The sequence below is a fragment of the Streptomyces zinciresistens K42 genome (genome assembly GCF_000225525.1).
Taxonomy (GTDB): domain Bacteria; phylum Actinomycetota; class Actinomycetes; order Streptomycetales; family Streptomycetaceae; genus Streptomyces; species Streptomyces zinciresistens.
In genome coordinates this window covers 13,022-34,756 of the sequence record NZ_AGBF01000025.1, presented here as the reverse complement: position 1 = coordinate 34,756, position 21,735 = coordinate 13,022, and the positions used below count along the sequence as shown (strand labels likewise).

General features: G+C 70.2%; 13 protein-coding genes. 10 read left to right on the top strand and 3 right to left on the bottom strand.

Annotation, left to right across the window (positions count from 1 at the left end):
• Positions 1 to 558: 558 nt before the first annotated feature.
• A complete protein-coding gene (locus tag SZN_RS11140; RefSeq protein WP_007494329.1) occupies positions 559 to 3,882 on the top strand; it encodes a GH92 family glycosyl hydrolase in 3,324 nt (1,107 codons plus the stop codon).
• Between the two features lie 69 nt (positions 3,883 to 3,951).
• Here the strand turns inward: SZN_RS11140 and SZN_RS11135 are convergent, their stop codons facing one another.
• The gene (locus SZN_RS11135; RefSeq protein WP_208865781.1) at positions 3,952 to 7,752 is read right to left on the bottom strand and encodes a GH92 family glycosyl hydrolase; all 3,801 of its coding nucleotides are present in this window, start codon (positions 7,750 to 7,752) and stop codon (positions 3,952 to 3,954) included.
• Between the two features lie 354 nt (positions 7,753 to 8,106).
• Between SZN_RS11135 and ngcE the strand changes: the two genes are divergently transcribed.
• The 9 genes from ngcE to SZN_RS11090 all read left to right on the top strand — a co-directional run bounded on the left by ngcE (position 8,107) and on the right by SZN_RS11090 (position 20,254).
• A complete protein-coding gene (gene ngcE / locus SZN_RS11130) occupies positions 8,107 to 9,570 on the top strand; it encodes an N-acetylglucosamine/diacetylchitobiose ABC transporter substrate-binding protein (protein WP_007494325.1) in 1,464 nt (487 codons plus the stop codon).
• A gap of 58 nt (positions 9,571 to 9,628) precedes the next feature.
• On the top strand, positions 9,629 to 10,555 hold the full coding sequence (locus SZN_RS11125; RefSeq protein WP_007494323.1) for a carbohydrate ABC transporter permease: 927 nt from the start codon (positions 9,629 to 9,631) through the stop codon (positions 10,553 to 10,555).
• Between the two features lie 4 nt (positions 10,556 to 10,559).
• A complete protein-coding gene (locus SZN_RS11120) occupies positions 10,560 to 11,486 on the top strand; it encodes a carbohydrate ABC transporter permease (RefSeq protein WP_007494321.1) in 927 nt (308 codons plus the stop codon).
• 286 nt (positions 11,487 to 11,772) lie between these two features.
• Positions 11,773 to 12,972, top strand: a complete 1,200-nt coding sequence (locus tag SZN_RS11115) for an ROK family transcriptional regulator (RefSeq protein ID WP_007494319.1) — start codon at positions 11,773 to 11,775, stop codon at positions 12,970 to 12,972.
• Positions 12,973 to 13,105: 133 nt separating this feature from the next.
• Positions 13,106 to 14,209, top strand: coding sequence for a sugar ABC transporter substrate-binding protein (locus tag SZN_RS11110; RefSeq protein WP_007494318.1), 1,104 nt, complete (start codon positions 13,106 to 13,108; stop codon positions 14,207 to 14,209).
• 187 nt (positions 14,210 to 14,396) lie between these two features.
• Positions 14,397 to 15,188: an ATP-binding cassette domain-containing protein gene (locus SZN_RS11105; RefSeq protein WP_007494316.1), complete on the top strand. Its 792-nt coding sequence runs from the start codon at positions 14,397 to 14,399 to the stop codon at positions 15,186 to 15,188.
• The gene (locus SZN_RS11100; protein WP_007494315.1) at positions 15,185 to 16,480 is read left to right on the top strand and encodes a sugar ABC transporter permease; all 1,296 of its coding nucleotides are present in this window, start codon (positions 15,185 to 15,187) and stop codon (positions 16,478 to 16,480) included. The genes SZN_RS11105 and SZN_RS11100 overlap by 4 nt, the downstream gene beginning before the upstream one ends.
• A gap of 189 nt (positions 16,481 to 16,669) precedes the next feature.
• Positions 16,670 to 18,598, top strand: a complete 1,929-nt coding sequence (gene dxs / locus SZN_RS11095; RefSeq protein WP_007494313.1) for a 1-deoxy-D-xylulose-5-phosphate synthase — start codon at positions 16,670 to 16,672, stop codon at positions 18,596 to 18,598.
• Between the two features lie 147 nt (positions 18,599 to 18,745).
• The gene (locus tag SZN_RS11090; protein WP_007494311.1) at positions 18,746 to 20,254 is read left to right on the top strand and encodes an amino acid permease; all 1,509 of its coding nucleotides are present in this window, start codon (positions 18,746 to 18,748) and stop codon (positions 20,252 to 20,254) included.
• 67 nt (positions 20,255 to 20,321) lie between these two features.
• Here SZN_RS11090 and SZN_RS11085 read toward each other — a convergent pair whose 3' ends face one another.
• Together SZN_RS11085 and SZN_RS11080 are read right to left on the bottom strand one after the other, a co-directional pair.
• Positions 20,322 to 20,696, bottom strand: coding sequence for a hypothetical protein (locus SZN_RS11085; protein ID WP_043729975.1), 375 nt, complete (start codon positions 20,694 to 20,696; stop codon positions 20,322 to 20,324).
• Between the two features lie 75 nt (positions 20,697 to 20,771).
• Positions 20,772 to 21,665, bottom strand: a complete 894-nt coding sequence (locus tag SZN_RS11080; protein ID WP_007494307.1) for an NAD(P)-dependent oxidoreductase — start codon at positions 21,663 to 21,665, stop codon at positions 20,772 to 20,774.
• Positions 21,666 to 21,735: the final 70 nt, after the last annotated feature.

Genomic DNA, 21,735 nt, shown 5'->3' with positions numbered 1-21,735 from the left:
CTGTTCCCGGGGCGGAGCGCATCCTGCGGCGAAGAACCGCGCACCTGGGCGCGCCCGCCGTTCACATCCGCCCCGGAGCACGCTATCTTCCTCGCCGAGGGGGTGGGAGCGCTCCCATCGTGTGGACCGGAACCTGCCCGGGGAGCGCCCCCGCCCCGCTCGCGGCGCCTCGCAGCCCGGACGGAGTCGGTCGCCGCCGGGGAGGAGGCGCGCGGCCGTGCCGCTACCGCTCGGGGCGGACCCGGTGGCGCTGAGCCGCTGACCACCGGGTCCGCGAGCCGGGACGATCCGAGGGGGGATCGTGCCGTCCCGGGGACTGCCTGGCTTGTGGGGGACCGCGCGCTGCGCGACAACGTTGTCTGACGGTCTGCCAAGCACTGTACCGCCTCAACGGACAACGATGTCAAGCCAGTTGACGCGATCCCCCGGCCAGGTGAGCGCCCAGAGCGCCCCGCACGCCGGACGCGGTCTTCCGTGGTACGCGTGACGCACGCTACTGTCCGAGCGGCTTGTGCGACCTGTGGTGCGCGACCCGTCCGAAGAAGGAGGGGCCGCGTCATGCGATTCCGCCCCAGAGTGTCCGTCCGCGTGCGTTCCGGACCGTCCCGCCGAGGTCCGTCACGCCGTACGTCCGTCCTGCTGGCAGCCGTCCTCACGCTCGCCGGCGCCACCCCCGCCCTCGCCGCGTCCGGCGCGGCCCCGCCCCCGCTCGTCGACGACCCCACCGCCTACGTCGACCCGCTGATCGGCACCAGCAACGGCGGCAACGTCTTCCCCGGCGCCGTCGCGCCGTTCGGCATGTTCTCCTTCAGCCCGGAGAACACCCGCGGCGACGCCACCCGGACCGCCGCGCCCGGCGGTTACCAGTACGACGCCACCCGCATCCGCGGCTTCAGCCTCACCCACATGTCGGGCACCGGCTGCGCGGGCGGCGCCGGTGACATCCCCCTCTTCCCGTACGCCGGCCAGGTCACCTCCTCGCCCGCGAGCGACACCAAGGACGCCGTCTACGCCTCCGACTTCAGCCACGCCGACGAGCGCGCCGAGGCCGGCCGCTACCGGGTGGGCCTCAAGTCCGGTGTCACGGCCGACCTCACCGCGACGGCCCGCACCGGCTCCGCGCGCTTCACCTACCCTTCCGACAAGCCCGCCTCGCTGCTCGTGCGGACGGCCAACTCCCAGGTCGGGTCGACCGATTCGACCGTGCGCATCGACCCGGCGACACGCACCGTCTCCGGGTCGGTGACCGCCGGGAACTTCTGCGGCTACCTCGACCCCGAGGGCCGCCGCGCCTACTACACCCTGTACTTCACCGCCCGCTTCGACCGCGCCTTCAAGGCCACCGGCACCTGGCAGGACGACCGGCTCGACGCGGGGTCCACCTCCGCGAGCGGCGGCACCGGCGGCTTCGCCGCGGGCGGGCGGCCCGTGGCGGGCAAGGGCGCCGGCGGCTACGTCGAGTTCGAGCAGGGCACCGGACCTGTGGGCGTCAAGGTCGGCATCTCCTACGTCAGCGCGGCCGGAGCCGAGGCGAACCTCGCCGCGGAGAACCCCCCGCGGCGCAGCTTCGAGCAGGTGCGGGACGCGGCCCGGGACGCCTGGCGCGAGCGGCTGTCCGCGATCCGGGTCGGCGGCGGCACCGACGCCGAGCGCACCACCTTCTACACCGCGCTCTACCACGCGCTGCTGCACCCCAACGTCATCAGCGACGCCGACCGCCGCTACCGCGGCTCCGACGGCAAGGTGCGCATCGTGGGCCGCGGCCAGCGCGCCATGTACGGCACCTTCTCCGGCTGGGACGTCTACCGCAGCCAGGTGCAGCTGCTCACCCTGCTCAACCCCCGCGTCGGCTCGGACATCGCGCAGTCGCTGTACGTGCTCTCCCGGCAGAACGGCGGCGTGTGGGACCGCTGGCTCCACGGCGCGAGCGGCACCCACGTCATGAACGGCGACCCCTCGCCGATCGCGCTCGCCGGCATCCGGGCCTTCGGCGGAACCGGCTTCGATCTGCGCGGCGCGCTCGGCTCCCTCGTCAAGGCGGCCACGGTGCCCACCGAGGCGGACCTGTCACCGGCCGGCAAGCCGATCATGTCCGTCGGGCAGCGTCCCTCCCTGGACAAGTACCTGAAGCTGCGTTACATGCCCTCGGTGTCCAACGCCTGGGGCGGCGCGGCGGAGACGCTGGAGATGTCCGGGGCCGACTTCGCCCTCTCCCAACTCGCCGCGCAGGCAGGGCAGAAGGAGACGGCGAAGACCTTCGCCGAGCGCTCCCAGTGGTGGCAGAACAACTTCAACGCGGCCGCCACCGAGACCGGCGGCTACATCGCCAACCGCAAGGCCGACGGCAGTTGGGTCACCGGCTTCACCCCGGCCACCGGCAACGGCTTCGTGGAGGGCACCGCGGCCCAGTACACCTGGATGGTCCAGCACAACCCCGCAGGGCTGTTCGCCGCCATGGGCGGCCGGGCGGCGGCCGTGAAACGGCTCGACTCCTTCTTCCGCAACGACGACGGCAGTTGGGCCCTCACCGGCAGCGGGGGCGAGAAGTCCGAGCTGGACAACGAGCCGTCGGTCAACGTGCCCTATCTGTACGCCTACGCGGGCGCCCCGTACAAGACGCAGGAGACCGTGCGTGCCGCCATGCGCGCGCTGTGGACAACCGCGCCGGGCGGCATCCCGGGCAACGACGACCTGGGCGCCATGTCGTCCTGGTACGTCTTCTCCGCGCTCGGCATGTACCCCCAGGTGCCGTCCCGGGCCGAACTCGTGCTGTCCTCGCCGCTGTTCCCGCGTATCGAGATCGACCGCCCCGGCGGCGGCGACATCTCCGTGCGGGCCCGCGGCGCGGCCGCCGACGCCCCCTACGTCCGCTCGCTGAAGGTCGACGGCCGCACGAGCCAACGGCCCTGGCTGCCCGCCTCCTTCGTGCGCGAGGGCGGCGTGCTGGACTACACCCTGTCCACCGAACCGGACCGCTCCTGGGGCGCGTCCGAGCCACCGCCCTCCTTCCGCGCGGGCGAACAGCCCTACCAGATCGGCGTGGGCCCGACCACGGCCACCCTCGCGCCCGGCGGCAGCGCCGAGGTCGGCGTCCGCGCCCTGTCGATGAGCGGCGGCCAGGGACCCGAGGTGCGCTTCCGGGTCGACACCCCCGACGGCGTCACGGCGACGCCCGCCGAGGGCACGGTGCGCGACGGAGCACAGAAGATCACCCTGAAGGCGGCCGAGGACGCCGGGCAGGGCTTCCGCGACGTGCGGGTCACGGTGACCTCGGCGGGCACCTCCTACGTCCAGCCGGTCTCCCTGACGGTGGCCGCCCCGGGCACCCTGCTCGCCGCCTACGACAACACCGGCGTCTCCGACGACGCCGGGGACCACGACGAGGCCGACTACGACGGCGGCGGCTGGAGCTACTCCCGCCAGGCCCTCGCCGCCGCCGGTCTCACCCCGGGCGGGCGGACCACCGCGGAGGGCCTGGCCTACACCTGGCCCGGTTCGCCGAGCGGCCGCCCGGACAACGCCGCGGCGTCCGGCCAGAGCATCGAACTCACCAGTCCCGCGGCGAAGTTGTCGTTCATCGGCAGCGCCGTCAACGGCAACCGGCAGTCCAGCGCGACCGTCACCTACACCGACGGCGGCACCGAGGAGATCCCGCTCGCCTTCACCGACTGGACCGTCGGCGGCGGCTCGGGCACCGTCCAGTACGGCAACGAGATCCTCGCCAGGGCGGCGTACCGCAACGTCGCGGGGGCCGACCGGGACCAGGTCGACACCTACGTCTTCGCGACCCGGCCGTTCACGGCACCGCAGGGGCGCACGATCGCCCGGGTGAAGCTGCCCGACGAGACCGATCTGCACGTGTTCGCGCTCGCCGTGGGCTGAGACCCCGGCACGGCGGAAAGGGGGCCGCGTCGCATCCGACGCGGCCCCCGAACCGTTCTTCCGGACCGGTCAGCCCAGCAGTTCGACCTCCGAGACCTCCGCCTCACCGTCGAGGACCAGACGGTACTCGGCGTACGCGCCCGGTGACCTCACCGAGAACGCCCGTGTCTGGCGGTTCCAGGCGAAGGACTCGCCGGAGCGTTCGTCCAGCGTCTGCCACGCGGTGCCGTCCGCCGAGCCCTGGAGCTTCCAGCCCGACGGCGCCTTCGTCCGGTCGGCCGAGGACGTCAGCGTGTACTGCACTGCCCTGGCGCTCCCGGTCACCGGAAGGTCCACCGAGGTGACGGCGGCCTGGGTGCCCGAGGTGTTGTCGAACAGCGGGCCCTCGCCCTTCAGCAGGTCCGCCCGGGGCGTCGGCACCTTGTCGTCCCTGGCGATCGACACCGGCCCCGCGTTCCTGCCGGTGCCCCACGCCGAGGGCCGCGGGCCCATGTCGAACTCCAGGACCGCGCCCTTCGAGATCAGCGAGTGCGGCAGTGAAGTCGACTTCCACGGAACGCCGTTGACCTTCAGCCCCTGCACGTACACGTTGCGCGAGCTGTTCCTCGGCGCCTTCACGACCAGCTTCTTGCCGTTCTCCAGCCGGATCGTCGCCTTGGTGAACAGGGGCGAGCCGATGGCGTACTCGCCGCTGCCCATCACCAGCGGGTAGAAGCCCAGCGCGGAGAAGAGGTACCAGGCCGACTGCTCGCCGTTGTCCTCGTCGCCGTGGTAGCCCTGACCGATCTCGCTGCCGGTGTACAGCCGGGAGAGGACCTCGCGGACGTTCTTCTGCGTCTTGTACGGCTGTCCGGCCGCGTTGTACATGTACAGGGCGTGGTGGGCCACCTGGTTGGAGTGGCCGTACATGCCCATCCGCACGTCCCGCGCCTCGGTCATCTCGTGGATGACACCGCCGTAGGAGCCGACGACGTCGGGTGACGCCGTCTCCGGGGTGGTGAGGTACTCGTCCAGCTTGTCCGCGAGGCCGCCGCGCCCGCCGTACAGGCTGGCCAGTCCCCGGCTGTCCTGGGGGGCCGTGAAGGCGTACCCCCAGCCGTTGGTCTCCGTGTAGTCGTAACCCCACACGCGCGGGTCGTACTTGGCGGAGTCCACGCGCCAGTCGCCCTTGAGGTTGCGGCCCTGGAAGAAGCCGGCCTTCGGGTCGAAGAGGTTCACGTAGTCCTGGGCGCGGTTGAGGAAGTACTCCGACTCCTCCTTGTACCGTTTCTTGCCGGTCTTCTTGTACAGGCCCTGGCCCATGCGCGCGATGCCGTAGTCGTTGAGGTAGCCCTCCAGCGCCCACGACAGGCCCTGGTCGGTCTCGGTGCTCGTGTAGCCGAGGAAGGGCGAGGTGGCCATGCCCTTGCGGCCCACGCCGGAGGAGGGCGGCACGACCGTCGCGTTCTTCACGGCCGCGTCGTAGGCCGCCTCGGCGTCGAAGCCGACCCCCTTGACATAGGCGTCGGCGAAGGCGACGTCGGAGGACGTGCCGGTCATCAGGTCCGCGTAGCCGGGGGAGGACCAGCGCGAGGTCCAGCCGCCGTCCTTGTACTGCTGCACGAAGCCGTCGACCAGTTCACCCGCCCGGCCCGGGGTCAGCAGCGAGTACGCGGGCCAGGTCGTCCGATAGGTGTCCCAGAAGCCGTTGTTGACGTAGACCTTGCCGTCCACGATCTTCGCGCCGGTCCGCGTCGGGGTGTCGGGGCCCGGCATCGGCGAGAACGGCGAGGCGTACTGGTACTTCGAACCGACCTTCTCGAAGCCGGAGTTCGGGTACAGGTACAGCCGGTACAGGCTGGAGTACAGCGTCGTCTTCTGGTCGGGTGTGGCGCCCTCCACCCGGACCTTGCCGAGCAGCCGGTCCCACTGCTCCCGGGCCCGCTTCTTCACCGTCTCGAAGGAGGCGCCGTCCACCTCCTGGCGCAGGTTGTCCTTCGCCTGGTCGACGCTGATGAGCGAGGTGGCCAGCCGCAGGGTGACCGTCCGGTCCTCCCCCGCGGCGAAGCGCAGGTAGCCCTTCACCCCGCTGGACGAGCCCTCGGTCACGGCCTTGTCGAACTCGCCGTACACGAACAGCCGGGTCGCGCCGGTCGACAGCCCGGACTTCACGTCCGAGTAGCCGGTGACCACGCCCTTGTCCTTGTCGAGCGTGAGCCCCGCCTGGTCGGTGACGTTGTCGAAGACGACGCTCGCGTCATCGCCGGGGTAGGTGAAGCGCAGCACCGCCGCGTGGTCGGTCGGCGTCATCTCCGCCTTGAGCCCGTTCTCGAACCGCACCCCGTAGTAGTACGGCCGGGCGGTCTCGTTCTCGTGCTTGAAGGCCAGCTCGCGTGCCTCGCGCCCGGTGTCGGGCGTGCCGGCCGCGGCCGACGGCATCAGCTGGAACGTCTGCCGGTCGCCCATCCACGGGCTCGGCTCATGGCTCGCGCTGAACGCCTGGATCGTGGGCAGGTTGTCGTCGTTGTTGGCGCGCGCGTAGTCGTAGAGCCAGCTCAGCGAGCCGGCGTTGGTCACCGGGGTCCAGAAGTTGAAGCCGTTGGGCACGGCCGTCGCGGGGAAGTTGTTGCCGCGCGAGTAGCCGCCGCTCGACAGCGTCCCGCGCGTGGTCAGCGCGTAGTCCGACAGATGGGCCTTCGGCTTCTCGGGGGCCACCGTCTTCAGCGCGACGTCGTCCAGCCAGCCCCGGAACTTCGCCGGGCCCTTGGGGGAGTCGTACGCCACGAGGATGCGGTCGACGGTCTTGCCGCGCGCGACCGACCCGATCCGGGAGACGACGTTGTTCCACTGGTTGACGTACAGCACCTTGGCGGCGCCCTGCCCGCGCGGCGAGACCTCGAAGCCCTTCTGGTCGACGGCGCCGAGGCCGCTCAGGAAGGTGCCGTCGGTGAAGGCGAGGTCGACGGAGACGTTCGTGGCGTCGTAGTCGCGGTCGCCGTCCGCCATCGACGGGAAGACGCGGTAGGAGAGCTGGGTGTCGCGGCCGACGGCCACGTTCACGTCGTAGATCTTGTTGTACGAGTACGCCCGCCCGTCCGCGGTGTGCCGGCCGGCGTAGCGCAGGGCGCGCTTGCCGGTGAAGCCGGCGCCCGCCTTGGCGGTGGGGGAGCCGCTGGGGCCGCGGTCGACGAGCGAGAGCATGTCCTGCGGCACCGGGACGTCGCCGCTGCCCGTGGAGAACTGCACGTCGGCGAGTTGCAGGATGCCGGAGGCGCCGTTGTTCCGGGTGATCTCCAGCCGGAAGTGCTGGAACTCGCCCGGCTCCGCCAGGTCGTAGGTCTTCGTCTGGAACCGCTCGGCGAAGGTCTCGCCCGCGCGGGTGTCGACCGTCTTCCAGTCCTTGCCGTCCGTGGAGCCCTTCAGCGTCCAGTCCCGCGGATCGCGCTCGGCGAAGTCGTTGGCGGAGGTGAGCGCGTATTTCTTGATGCCGGCCGGCTTGTCGAGGTCGAACTCCACCCAGCCTGTCTGCTCGAAGACCAGCCACTTGCTGCCGGGCTCGCCGTCCGCCAGGTTCTCCTTCACCTCCCCGGCGCCGCTGTTCTCCCCGTTTGCGCGGACGTCCGTGACGTGGTCGGTCACGTTGCCCGGGATGCCGCTGCTGTAGCCGCCGTCCACGCCGGAGGCGCGCTTCGAGCCGTCGGCCGCGGTGTCGACGGTGTTGAGCCAGTCGGGTGCCGGGTCGTCCGCCTCGAACGAGGAGGAGAACTCCCGGTCGGCCGTCGCGGACTGCGGGGGCAGGGCCAGCGCCGCCCCCTGCGAGCCCACGGCCAAAGCGAAGGCGGTCGCCGACACGACCGCCGTACTCCATCTGTGCCGAGCTCTCTGCTGCATAAGCCGGTACCCTCCCTGCGCACGGGACAACGTTGTCAAATCAGCCGCGCAAGGATCAGTTGTGGCTCAAGTACCAAGCATTGTCAAGGGTGTTGGGCGTGGCGTTCGCGCCTTATGTCGTGGATTTTTCCGGCAAGGCGCACACAGCCGACGCATATTTCCGCGAGGTCTCAACTCGGAAAAGACCACTGTCCAACCTTGCATTCGATCTTGCTCCGCTGGCGGGAAGTGGACTATACCTGTCGGCACTTCACATGATTCCGCACTGCCTGCACGACCCCAGCTTGACCCGATCGCGGTGCCGGGGAGGATCCGGTTCACCGCCTGAGTCCTGGAGAAGGCGAGGACTTGAGCATGGGATCCACTTCTGCGCGCAACCCTGAGAACAACGGCTCCGCGGGTGTCGGACGCCGCGATCTGATCAAGCGGTCCGCCGCGCTGGGCCTGATCTCCGTACCGGCCATGAGCTTTCTGTCCGCCTGCGCCAGCGGCGGTGGCAGCGGCAACGGCGACAAGGCGAAAGCGGGCAAGAAGACGTCGAAGAACCCGCTGGGCGTGAACGACACCGCCCAGATGGAGTTCGTCCTCTTCGACGGCGGATTCGGCAAGGAATACGCCGAGGACGCCGTGAAGGTCTACGAGAAGAACCTCCCCAGGGCGAAGGTGAAGTTCTCCGCGACCCAGAAGATCCAGTCCACGCTCCAGCCCCGGTTCAACCAGGGCACCCCGCCGGACCTCATCGACAACTCCGGCGCCGAGCAGATGGACATGGGCGTCCTGGTCGGCAAGAACCAGCTCGCCGACCTCACGCCCCTGCTGGACGCCCCCTCCGTCGACGACCCCGCCAAGAAGGTGCGCGACACCCTGCGCCCCGGCATCGTCGAGATGGGCCAGTTCGACGGCGAGCAGGTCTGGATCCTCTACTACGCCTACACCGTGTACGGCGTCTGGTACTCGCAGAAGGCCCTGGACTCGCTCGACGAGCAGTACCCGCAGACCTGGGACCAGATGCTCGCGGTCTGCGCGAAGGCGAAGAAGAAGGGCATGGCCGGCTGGACGTACGCCGGCAAGTACCCGTACTACCTGCCCTTCTCGCTGTACCCGATGATCGGCAAGGTCGGCGGCGTCGAGGTCCTGGACGCCATCGACAACCTGGAGCCCAACGCCTGGAAGCACCCGGCGGTGAAGGCATGCTTCGAGGCCTACTACGAGCTCTACAAGAAGGGCTACGTCCTCAAGGGGACCCCCGGCCTGGACCACATCCAGTCGCAGACCGCGTGGGCCAAGGGCAAGGCGCTGTTCCTCCCGAACGGCTCCTGGGTGGAGAACGAGTCCGCCAACGTCATCCCCCAGGACTTCGACCTCGCCGTCGCCGCGCCCACCGGCATCGACTCCTCCGACAAGATGCCGTTCGGCACGATCTGGGCCTCCGGCGGCGAGCCCTTCATCGTCCCGTCCAAGGCGAAGAACACCGAGGGCGGCATGGAGCAGCTGCGCATCATGCTGAGCGAGGCGAGTTCCAAGAACTTCACCAGCAAGGTCAAGTCCCTGACGGCGTACAACGGCGGCACCGAGGGCATCACCCTGACCCCGGGCCTGAAGTCCGGCGTCGCGGCGCTCGACAAGGCCGGCGAGAACGTGGTGAACCCCCGGCTCCAGGACTGGTACGCCCAGCTCCAGAAGGAGAAGATCGGTGTCTCCGGTCTCGGCGAGATGATGGCCGGGCGCCTCACCCCGGCCGAGGCCGTCAAGAAGATCCAGGGCTTCGCCGACGAGACGGCCAAGGACCCGTCGATCAAGCGCTACAAGCACCAGTAGTCCTGATGAGGGTCCGTCACCAGCGGCTGCATCCGCGCGCAGATCGGGGTCGATAGCAATGCAGCACGGCAAGTACCGGTTCATCGCGGGGTTCCTCGCGGTGCCCCTGGGGCTGTACGCGCTCTTCGTCGTCTGGCCGTTCATCCAGTCCATCTACTACTCGTTCACGGACTGGACCGGCCTCAGCCCCGACTTCAAGATGGTCGGTTTCGACAACTACTCGAGGATGCTCGACGACGACATCTTCTGGAAGTCGTTGCAGCACAGCCTGCTGTTCGCGCTGCTGCTGCCGCTGGTGACGCTCGGTTTCGCGCTGTTCCTCGCCTTCATGATCAATGTGGGCGGGCGCAGGAGGAAGGGCGGTCCGGTGATCACCGGTGTCCGCGGCTCCTCCTTCTACAAGATCGTCTACTTCTTCCCGCAGGTGCTGTCCATCGCGATCGTCGCGCTGCTGTTCGCCTTCGCGTACAACCCGGACAGCGGCGCGGTGAACTCGGTCCTGCGCGGGATCGGGCTCGACAGCGTCCAGCCGCTGTGGCTGGGCGACCCGAACCTCGCCCTGTGGGCCGTGATGGCCGTCCTCGTCTGGTCCACGGTCGGCTTCTTCGTGGTCCTGTTCTCGGCCGGCATGGCCTCCATCCCGGCCGACCTGTACGAGGCGGCGCTGCTCGACGGCGCCGACCGGGCCACCACGTTCTTCCGGATCACCCTGCCGCTGCTGTGGGACACCGTGCAGTCCGGCTGGGTCTACATGGGCATCCTCGCCCTCGGCGCCGAGTCGTTCGCGGTCGTGCAGATCATGACGACGGGACCGGGCGGCCCCGACTACTCGACCACGGTCATGGTCCTGTACGTGTACCAGAAAGCGTTCCGGGACGGGCAGGCCGCCTACGCCACCACGATCGGCGTCGCCCTGCTCATCGTCACGCTGGCCTTCGCCGCGCTGGTGATGCGGGTGGGACGGCGCGAGCGGCTGGAGTTCTGAACAGATGAAGACGACCGAGACCACCGCTCCCGTTCCGGCCGGGTCCGGAGCGCCCCCGACCAGGTCCCGCGGGCCGGCCGGGGAGCCGGCCCGCGGGAAGAAGAAGGAGGGCACCACACTCAACGTCTTCTCCCACGGCGTGCTCGTCATCTGGGCGATCATGGTCGTCCTGCCGCTGCTGTGGGCGGTGATGACGTCCTTCAAGGACGACGCCTCCATCTTCGGCTCGCCCTGGTCGCTCCCGGACACCCTGCGCTTCTCGAACTGGTCGCGGGCCTGGACCCAGGCCAACATGAGCGACTACTTCCTCAACACCGTGCTGGTGGTGGGCGGGTCGCTGATCGGCACCCTGGTGCTCGGGTCGATGGCGGCCTATGTGCTGGCCCGATTCGACTTCCCCGGCAACCGGTTCATCTATTTCCTGTTCATCGGCGGCATGAGTTTCCCGATCATGCTCGCGCTGGTCCCGCTGTTCTACGTCGTGAACAACATGGGCCTGCTGAACACCGTTCACGGTCTGATCCTGGTCTACATCGCCTATTCGCTGCCGTTCACGGTGTTCTTCCTGACGGCGTTCTTCCGCACCCTGCCGAGTTCCGTCGCCGAGGCCGCCTTCGTCGACGGCGCCTCGCACGCGCGGACGTTCTTCCAGATCATGCTGCCGATGGCGAAGCCGGGACTGATCAGCGTCGGCATCTTCAATTTCCTCGGCCAGTGGAACCAGTACATGCTGCCGACGGTCCTGAACACCGACCCCGACAAGCGGGTCCTCACCCAGGGCCTGGTGCAGCTCGCGGTCAGCCAGGGCTACAAGGGCGACTGGTCGGGTCTGTTCGCCGGACTGGTGATGGCGATGCTCCCGGTGCTCGCCGCGTACATCGTCTTCCAGCGACAGGTGGTGCAGGGACTGACCGCGGGGGCGCTGAAGTAGGCGGGACGGGCGCGGCGGCGCGCCGCGCCCGCCTTCACCTCCCGGCGCCGCCCCGGCAGGGCCCCGGGCCCCGCAAGCGCTCTGCGGCGGCCCCTGGGTGAGGGGCGCGTCACTCCGCGTCGACATGTGAGCCGCCCCACACCGGGGCGGCTCACATGTGCGTGCACACACCCCCCGATCCGGTTCAACCTCTTGACGGGAGGCAACCCGAACGGCTCAGCTTAGAGTTCACTAGTTGGACACGAACGGGGCCTCATAGAAGCGGTCCCGCGCGCAGGAGGTCGTCGTGGAGACTCCGGGGTCGCAGTCGTCGCTGCACCGAGCCAACCTCGAACGGGTGGTCCGGGCCGTCAGGCTGGCCGGATCGCTCACACAGGCGGAGATCGCGAGGACCACGGGGCTGTCCGCCGCGACGGTCTCCAACATCGTCCGGGAGCTGAAGGACGGCGGAACGGTCGAGGTCACGCCCACGTCCGCGGGCGGGCGCCGGGCACGCAGCGTGTCGCTGAGCGGCGACGCCGGCATCGTCATAGGAGTCGACTTCGGCCACACCCATCTGCGGGTGGCGGTCGGCAACCTCGCCCACCAGGTGCTGGCCGAGGAGTCCGAGCCGCTGGACGTGGACGCCTCCTCGGCGCAGGGCTTCGACCGGGCCGAGGAACTGGTCAACCGCCTGATCGCGGCGACCGGTGTGGACCGCGCGAAGATCGCCGGGGTCGGCCTCGGCGTGCCCGGCCCGATCGACGTGGAGTCCGGGACCCTGGGCTCGACCGCCATCCTGCCCGGCTGGACCGGCACCAAGCCCGCCGAGGAGCTGCGCGGCCGGCTGGGCGTGCCCGTGCACGTGGACAACGACGCCAACCTCGGCGCCCTGGGCGAGCTGGTCTGGGGCAGCGGGCGGGGCGTGCGGGACCTGGCGTACATCAAGGTCGCCAGCGGTGTCGGCGCGGGCCTGGTCATCGAGGGCAAGATCTACCGGGGCCCCGGCGGCACGGCGGGTGAGATAGGGCACATCACCCTCGACGAGTCCGGCCCGGTCTGCCGCTGCGGGAACCGCGGCTGCCTGGAGACCTTCGCGGCGGCGCGCTACGTGCTGCCGCTGCTCCAGTCCAGCCACGGCACCGATCTGAGCATGGAGGGCGTCGTACGGCTGGCCAGGGACGGCGATCCGGGCTGCCGCCGGGTGATCGCCGACGTCGGCCGGCACATCGGCAGCGGCGTCGCGAACCTCTGCAACCTCCTGAATCCGAGCCGGGTGGTGCTCGGCGGTGATCTCGCCGAGGCCGGTGAGCTGGTCCTCGGACCGATCCGGGAGTCCGTCGGCCGCTACGCCATTCCGAGTGCGGCACGCCAACTGACCGTACTCCCCGGGGCACTTGGCGGGCGGGCCGAGGTGCTGGGCGCTCTGGCCCTCGCCCTCAGCGAGATGGGCGATTCGACCCTTCTGGACGGCACGCTGCACGCGGCCACGCCCGCCTTCACTTAGAGAACGGATGGCATCGTTGCCAACCCGTTAAGGATTTACTTCTTGACCTCGCACGTGCGGCCGAGTTGACTTCCAGCCACCTCGGCCGCAACGTCGCGGCCTCGTCAGGGAGGTTTCTGAAGTGAACACGCGTATGCGTCGCGCCGCCGTTGCAGTCGCCACCGGTGCCATGGCCGTCTCGCTGGCCGCCTGCGGCAGTGCCGACAAGGCCGACGGCGGTAGCGGCTCCTCCTCTTCTTCCGCCGCCAAGGGCGACAACATCAGGATCGGTCTCCTGCTGCCGGAGAACCAGACCGCGCGCTACGAGAAGTTCGACCGGCCGCTGATCGAGGCGAAGATCAAGGAGCTGACGAACAACAAGGCGACGATCGACTACAACAACGCCAAGCAGGACGCCAACCTGCAGGCGCAGCAGGTCGACACCATGATCACCAACAAGGTGGACGTCCTCATCCTGGACGCCGTCGACGCCAAGGCCGTCAAGAACTCCGTCCAGAAGGCCGTGGACGCCGGCATCAAGGTCGTCGCGTACGACCGCCTGGCGGAGGGCCCGATCAGCGCCTACACGTCCTTCGACAACGTCTCGGTCGGCAAGACCCAGGGCGAGGCCCTGCTGGCGGCCCTCGGCGGCAAGGCCAAGAGCGGCCAGATCGTCATGATGAACGGCTCTGTCACCGACCCCAACGCCGCCATGTTCAAGAAGGGCGCGCACTCCGTCATCGACGGCAAGGTCAAGGTCGGCAAGGAGTACGACACCAAGGAGTGGAAGCCGGAGAACGCCAACGCCAACATGGAGGCGGCGATCTCGGCCCTCGGCAAGAACAAGATCGTCGGCGTCTACTCCGCCAACGACGGCATGGCGGGCGGCATCATCACCGCCCTGAAGGCCGCCGGCATCAACGTCCCGGTCACCGGCCAGGACGCCGAACTCGCCGCCGTGCAGCGCATCGTCGCCGGTGAGCAGTTCATGAGCGTCTACAAGCCGTACGCCCCCGAGGCCGCGGCCGCCGCCGAGATGGCCGTCGCGCTCGCCCAGGGCAAGACGCTCGACTCGATCGCCAAGGACAAGGTCGACAGCGGCAGCGCCAAGGCCATCCCGTCGGTCCTCGTGCCGGTCACCTCGCTGACCAAGGACAACGTCAACGACACGGTCCTCAAGGACGGCGTCTACACGTACGACGAGATCTGCGGCGGCAAGTACAAGTCCGCCTGCGAGAAGGCCGGCGTCAAGCAGTAACGGCCGCGGCACAGGCCCCCGCCACGACGCGGGAATCCCCCCGGATTCCCGCGAGGCGGACCTGCCCGCACCAGACTCCTCCGGCGCTCCGCGCATCATTCAGCCCCGCAAGCTCGGCGCGGGGCGCCGGACGGAACCCCCCAACTCTCCCTGTACAACCCTTCCGCCGGGTCAGGCGGCGAAGGAGATGGTTCACGTGTCCGCTACGCCCGTGCTGGCGTTGCGCGGGGTCTCCAAGCGGTTCGGTGCCGTTCAGGCGCTCACCGACGTAGAGCTTGAGGTCCACGCCGGTGAAGTGGTCGCCCTGGTGGGCGACAACGGCGCCGGCAAGTCCACGCTGGTCAAGACGATCGCCGGCGTGCACCCCATCGATGAGGGCGTCATCGAATGGGAAGGCAAGGCGGTGTCGATCAACCGGCCGCACGACGCCCAGAGCCTGGGCATCGCGACGGTGTACCAGGACCTCGCGCTGTGCGACAACATCGACGTCGTCGGCAACCTCTTCCTGGGCCGCGAGCTGAAGAAGCGCGGCATCCTCGACGAGGTCGAGATGGAGCGCCGCTCCCGGGAGCTGCTCCAGACGCTGTCGATCCGCATCCCCAGCGTGCGCATCCCGATCGCCTCGCTCTCCGGCGGTCAGCGCCAGACCGTGGCCATCGCCCGCTCCATGCTCGGCGCGCCCAAGCTGGTCATCCTCGACGAGCCCACCGCCGCCCTCGGCGTCGAGCAGACCGCCCAGGTCCTCGACCTGGTCGAGCGGCTGCGCGAGCGCGGCCACGCCGTCATCCTCATCAGCCACAACATGGCCGACGTCAAGGCCGTCGCGGACAAGGTCGCGGTGCTGCGCCTCGGCCGCAACAACGGCGTCTTCGAGGTCAGGACGACCTCGCAGGAGGAAATCATCTCCGCCATCACCGGCGCCACCGACAACGCCGTGACCCGCCGTGCGGCGCGCACGACCGGGGAGGTTTCCCAGTGAGCATCGACAAGACCTCCGCGACACCGCAGGACGAGCACGAGGTCCTCAACACCGAGGCCGCCGCGGCCGCGGTCACCGCGGTCGACCCGCGCCTGCTGGTGCAGGAGCAGGGCCTGGCCGGATACGTCACCGAGTTCCGGCGCAAGATCAAGGCCGGTGAGCTCGGCTCGCTGCCGGTCATCCTCGGCCTCGTCGCCATCTGCATCATCTTCCAGAGCCTCAACCCCGCGTTCCTGTCCGCGCAGAACATCAACGACATCACCGTCACGATGGTCGGCACCGGCATGATCTCGGTCGGCATCGTCTTCGTGCTGCTGCTCGGCGAGATCGACCTGTCGGTCGGCTCCGTCAGCGGCGCGTCCAGCGCCATCGCCGCCGTCCTCGCGGTGAACCAGGGCTGGCCCGAGTGGGCGGCCGTGCTCTTCGCCATCGCCGCCGGTGTCGTCATCGGCGCGCTCCACGGCTTCTTCTTCGCCGTCCTCGGCGCTCCCGCCTTCGCCGTCACCCTGGCCGGCCTGCTCTTCTGGCTCGGCTTCATGCTCCAGACGCTGGGCGAGAACGGCACGATCAACCTCGACAGCGACGGCCTGATCGGCAAGCTCACCACGTACTTCTTCACCGACGTGGCGGCCGCCTACGGCCTGGCCGGCCTGGTGACGGTGCTCTTCTTCGTCACCTCGTTCCTGGGCAACCGCCGCCGCGAGGCCGCGGGCATCCCCTTCCGCCCGCTGAGCGACACCCTCCTGCGGACCGCGCTGCTCGGCGTGGTCTCCTTCGCCGCGGCGATCATGTACAACCAGTACAAGGGCCTGCCGCTGGCCACCGTGATCTTCCTGGTGTTCCTGTTCGGCACGGACTTCCTGCTGCGCCGCACCTCCTACGGCCGCAAGATCTTCGCGCTCGGCGGCAGCGTCGAGGCGTCGCGCCGCGCGGGCATCAACGTCACCGCGGTCCGGATCTCCGTGTTCGCGATCTCCGGCGGCTTCGCCGCCGTCGGCGGTCTGTTCCTGGCCTCGAAGATCGCCTCCGCCAACCAGAGCGCCGGCACCGGCGACCTGCTGATGAACGCCATCGCGGCGGCCGTCATCGGCGGCACCTCGCTCTTCGGCGGCCGCGGACGCACCTGGAACGCGCTCCTCGGTGTGCTGGTCATCGTCTCGATCCAGTACGGCCTCCAGCTGGAGTCCATCGCCGAGCCGGTGAAGTACATGATCACCGCGGGCGTCCTGCTCACCACCGTGGTCATCGACTCGATCACCCGGAAGACGCAGAAGACGGCCGGCCGCGCGTAGGCGCCGACCAGCACTGTGCCCGGCACCCACCGCGGTGCCGGGCACAGTCGTGTCATAGGACCGCCACAAGATGGGTACAGCCGATCGCGTGACGTACGACGCACCGTCCCGGCTCCGGCCACCAGGGCGGAACATTAGACTCGACACGCCCGGCAACAGCTCGAACAGCTCTACTGCAAGGAGGCACGGGTGCCGCTGCTGACCCGCATCACGGGACCGCGCGATCTGGACCGGCTCAGCCCTGAGCAGCTGGACCAGCTGGCAGAGGAGATCCGGACCTTCCTCGTCGAGGCGGTTTCCAAGACCGGCGGCCACCTCGGCCCCAACCTCGGTGTGGTGGAGCTGACCATCGCCCTGCACCGGGTCTTCGACTCGCCCACGGACAAGGTCCTCTGGGACACCGGCCACCAGTCCTACGTCCACAAGCTGCTCACCGGCCGCCAGGACTTCAGCGGACTGAAGATGAAGGGCGGCCTCTCCGGCTACCCCTCGCAGGCCGAGTCCGAGCACGACGTCATCGAGAACTCCCACGCCTCCACCGTCCTCGGCTGGGCCGACGGCCTCGCCAAGGCCAACCAGCTGCGCGCACGCGACGCCCACGTCGTCGCCGTCATCGGTGACGGCGCGCTCACCGGCGGCATGGCCTGGGAGGCGCTGAACAACATCGCCGAGGCCAAGGACCGCCCCCTCGTCATCGTCGTCAACGACAACGAGCGCTCCTACGCGCCCACCATCGGCGGCCTCGCCAACCACCTGGCGACGCTGCGCACGACCGACGGCTACGAGCGCTTCCTCAGCCGCACCAAGGACCTCCTCGACCGCACCCCGGTCGTCGGACGCCCCCTGTACGAGACCCTGCACGGCGCCAAGAAGGGCCTGAAGGACTTCATCGCGCCGCAGGGCATGTTCGAGGACCTCGGCCTGAAGTACGTCGGCCCGATCGACGGCCACGACATCGAGGCCCTGGAGTCGGCGCTCGCGCGCGCCAAGCGCTTCGGCGGCCCGGTCATCGTGCACTGCCTCACCGAGAAGGGCCGCGGCTACCAGCCCGCGCTCCAGGACGAGGCCGACCGCTTCCACGCCGTCGGCAAGATCCATCCCGACACCGGGCTGCCGATCGCCACCTCCGGCGCCGACTGGACCTCCGTGTTCGGCGACGAGATGGTCAAGCTGGGCGAGGAGCGCGACGACGTCGTCGCCATCACCGCCGCCATGCTCCAGCCGGTCGGCCTGGACCGCTTCGCCAGGAAGTTCCCCCGGCGCGTGTTCGACGTCGGCATCGCCGAGCAGCACGGCGCCGTCTCCGCCGCCGGCCTGGCCACGGGCGGACTGCACCCCGTCTTCGCCGTCTACGCCACCTTCCTCAACCGCGCCTTCGACCAGGTCCTGATGGACGTGGCGCTGCACAAGTGCGGTGTCACCTTCGTCCTCGACCGCGCCGGTGTCACCGGCACCGACGGCGCCTCCCACAACGGCATGTGGGACATGTCGATCCTCCAGGTCGTCCCCGGCCTCAGGCTGGCCGCCCCGCGCGACGCCGACCAGGTACGGGCGCAGCTGCGCGAGGCCGTCGCGGTCGAGGACGCGCCGACCGTCGTCCGCTTCTCCAAGGGCGCCGTCGGCCCCGCCGTCCCGGCCGTGGGACGCGTCGGCGGCATGGACGTCCTGCGCGAGCCGGGCACCGACACCCCGGACGTGCTGCTGGTCTCCGTGGGCGCCCTCGCCCCGATGTGCCTGGAGATCGCCGCCCTGCTCGACCGGCAGGGCATCTCCACCACCGTCGTCGACCCGCGCTGGGTCAAGCCCGTCGACGAGGCCATGGCCCCGCTCGCCGAGCGGCACCGCGTCGTCGTCACCGTGGAGGACAACAGCCGCGTCGGCGGCGTCGGTTCGGCCGTCGCCCAGGCCCTGCGCGACGCGGGCGTCGACGTCCCGCTGCGCGACTTCGGCATCCCGCCGCGGTTCCTCGACCACGCCTCGCGCGCCGAGGTGATGGCGGAGATCGGCCTGACCGCCCCCGACATCGCCCGCCAGGTCACCGGACTCGTCTCCAAGCTGGACGGCCGGTTCGACCGCACCGCCGCCGAGGCCGACCCGGTGCGCACCGCGCGCGACTGACCCCGCCCCACTGGGCCGTACGGGCCGGTTTCACCACCGCGAAGGGTGGTGAAACCGGCCCATCCGTATGAATCGGCGCGCGCCGGGGCAGGCGTACCAGGCCCCCTCTCGATCATGTCGGGGACGACAAGCGTGGGAGGTACGACCGTGAGCAGCACACTCTTCCGGACGAAGAGAGTCGAGCAGTCCATCGCCGACACCGAGGAGCCGGAGCACGCCCTCAAGAAGTCCCTGTCGGCGCTGGACCTGACCGTCTTCGGGGTCGGCGTCATCATCGGCACGGGCATCTTCGTGCTGACGGGCACGGTCGCGAAGGACAACGCCGGGCCCGCCGTGGCCCTGGCGTTCGTCGTGTCCGGCATCGCCTGCGCCCTGGCCGCCCTCTGCTACGCCGAGTTCGCCTCCACACTGCCGGTCGCCGGGTCGGCGTACACGTTCTCGTACGCCTCCCTCGGCGAACTGCCCGCGTGGATCATCGGCTGGGACCTGGTCCTGGAGTTCGCCCTCGGGACGGCGGTGGTGGCGGTCGGCTGGTCCGGCTACATCCAGTCGCTCATGGACAACGCGGGCTGGACGATGCCCGCCGGACTCGGCAGCAGGGAGGGCGCCGACGCCTTCGGCTTCGACATCCTCGCCGCCGCCCTCGTCCTCGTCCTCACCTTCGTCCTCGTCCTCGGCATGAAGCTCTCCGCGCGCATCACGTCCGTGGTCGTGGCCATCAAGGTGGCCGTCGTCCTCACCGTGATCATCGCCGGCGCCTTCCTCATCAACGCCGACAACTACGACCCGTTCATCCCCGAGAGCCAGCCCGTGGACGCCGGCGGCAGCCTCCAGGCGCCGCTGATCCAGCTCATGTTCGGCTGGGCGCCGTCCAACTTCGGCGTGATGGGCATCTTCACCGCCGCCTCCGTCGTCTTCTTCGCCTTCATCGGCTTCGACGTCGTGGCCACCGCCGCCGAGGAGACCAGGAACCCGCAGCGCGACATGCCGCGCGGCATCATCGGCTCCCTCATCATCTGCACCACGCTCTACGTCCTCGTGTCGATCGTCGTCACGGGCATGCAGAACTACACCAAGCTCTCCGTGGACGCCCCCCTCGCCGACGCGTTCAAGGAGACCGGACACCCCTGGTACGCCGGCTTCATCAGCTTCGGCGCCGCGGTCGGCCTCACGACGGTCTGCATGATCCTGCTCCTCGGCCAGACCCGCGTCTTCTTCGCCATGAGCCGCGACGGGCTGCTGCCGCGGTTCTTCTCCCACGTCCACCCGCGGTTCAAGACCCCGCACCGGCCGACGATCCTGCTCGGCGTGATCATCGCGGTGCTCGCCGGCTTCACCCCGCTGACCGAACTCGCCGCCCTGGTGAACATCGGCACCCTGTTCGCCTTCGTGGTGGTGGCCATCGGCGTGATCATCCTGCGCAACACCCGCCCCGACCTGCCGCGTGCGTTCCGCACCCCCTGGGTGCCGGTCCTGCCCGTCCTGTCGGTGTGCGCCTCGCTGTGGCTGATGATCAACCTGCCCGCGGAGACCTGGCTCCGCTTCGCGATCTGGATGGTCGCCGGCTTCGCCGTGTACTTCCTCTACGGCCGCTCCCACAGCCGTCTGGGACAGCAGCAGGCGGAGGCCGGGCGGGGTTCGGGCGCGACGCCGTAGCCCCGCCCCCCGCCCGGCACGGGCCCCGCGGACGCGCCCACCCGGCGACGGCCGCGGGGCCCGTCCGTCACCGCGGGCGGACCGTGCGCGGACCGGCGACCCGCGCCCCCAGCTCCTCGACCCGCCGCCGCAGCCCGCGGTCGGCCGTGACCACCAGGGTGCGGCGCCCCCCGGCCGCCGCGACCAGCCCGACCATGTGGTCGTCCCCGCTGCCGCGCGCCGCCTCCACCCGCACTCCCGGCACCGACTCCACGCCCCGCGCGGCCCCCTCGACGACGAGCACGATCTCGACCGGCCCGGCCTGTCCCGGCACCCCGTCGGCCGCCAGCCGGTCCCGCAGCCGCTCGGCGGCGCCCCGCCGGTCCCGCCACCATCCGTCGGGCACCGATCCGACGACGTTCGCGGCGTCGACGACCACCAGCAGCGGCACGTCCTCAGTCATGCGGCAAGGGTCGCATGCCCGTCGACCCCGGCGGCGTCCCGCGACGCCGGCGGCCTCACCGGGAGGGCGGTGCCGTCACCGCTCCTCCGCGTCCTGCACGAAGCTGGCGAAGTACGCCGCCGCCATGTCCTCGTCCCCGTGGCCCTGCGCCGCCGCGCGCTCGAAGCGCTCCGCGCCCGCCTCGGCCACGTCGAGGCGCACCCCGTGCCGCTCGCCCGCCGCGACGACCAGCCGGGCGTCCTTGGCCGCCGTGGCGACCGCGAACTGGGCCGGCGTCAGACCCCCCTCCAGCAGCAGCCCCGACTTGGCGCGCAGATAGCCCATGTCGAGCGGACCGCCCTCGATCACCTCGAAGAACCGGCGGGGATCGACGTCCAGCGCCTTGGCCAGTGCCAGCGCCTCCCCGGCCGCGTTCGTCACCGCGAGCACCCAGCTGTTGGCGACCAGCTTCAGCCCGGTCGCGGTCCCGGCGGCGCCGTCCTCGCCGGTCCACACCGTACGGGCGCCGACCGCGTCGCACACCGGCGCCAGCCGCTCCCGGCCCTCGGCCGGCCCGGCCGCCAGCACGGTCAGCTGCCCCGCCTCGGCGGGCGCCCGGGTGCCGAGGACGGGGGCGTCGTAGAAGACCAGGCCGTGCTCGGCGGCGAACTCCGCCAGGTCCGCGACGCCGTCGATCCCCGCCGTCGTCGACTGCATCCAGACCGCGCCGGAGCGCAGCACGGGCGCCGCCTCCCGCATCACCTCCAGCGTCGCCGGACCGTCGTGGAGCACGGTCAGCACGACGTCGGCGCCCTCGACCGCCTCGGCGGGGGTGCCGGCGACATGGGCACCGTCGGCGGCCAGGGGCGCTGCCTTGGCACGGGTGCGGTTCCAGACCCGGACGGTGTGCCCGGCCCCGGCGATGTTGCGGGCCATCGCGGCACCCATGATGCCGGTGCCCAGGACACTCACGGTGAGCTTGTCGGTCATACGTCGACTTCCTGTTCTCGTACGGACATTGCCGTGACCCAGCTTGCCCGGGGGCGGGGCCCCACGGCGT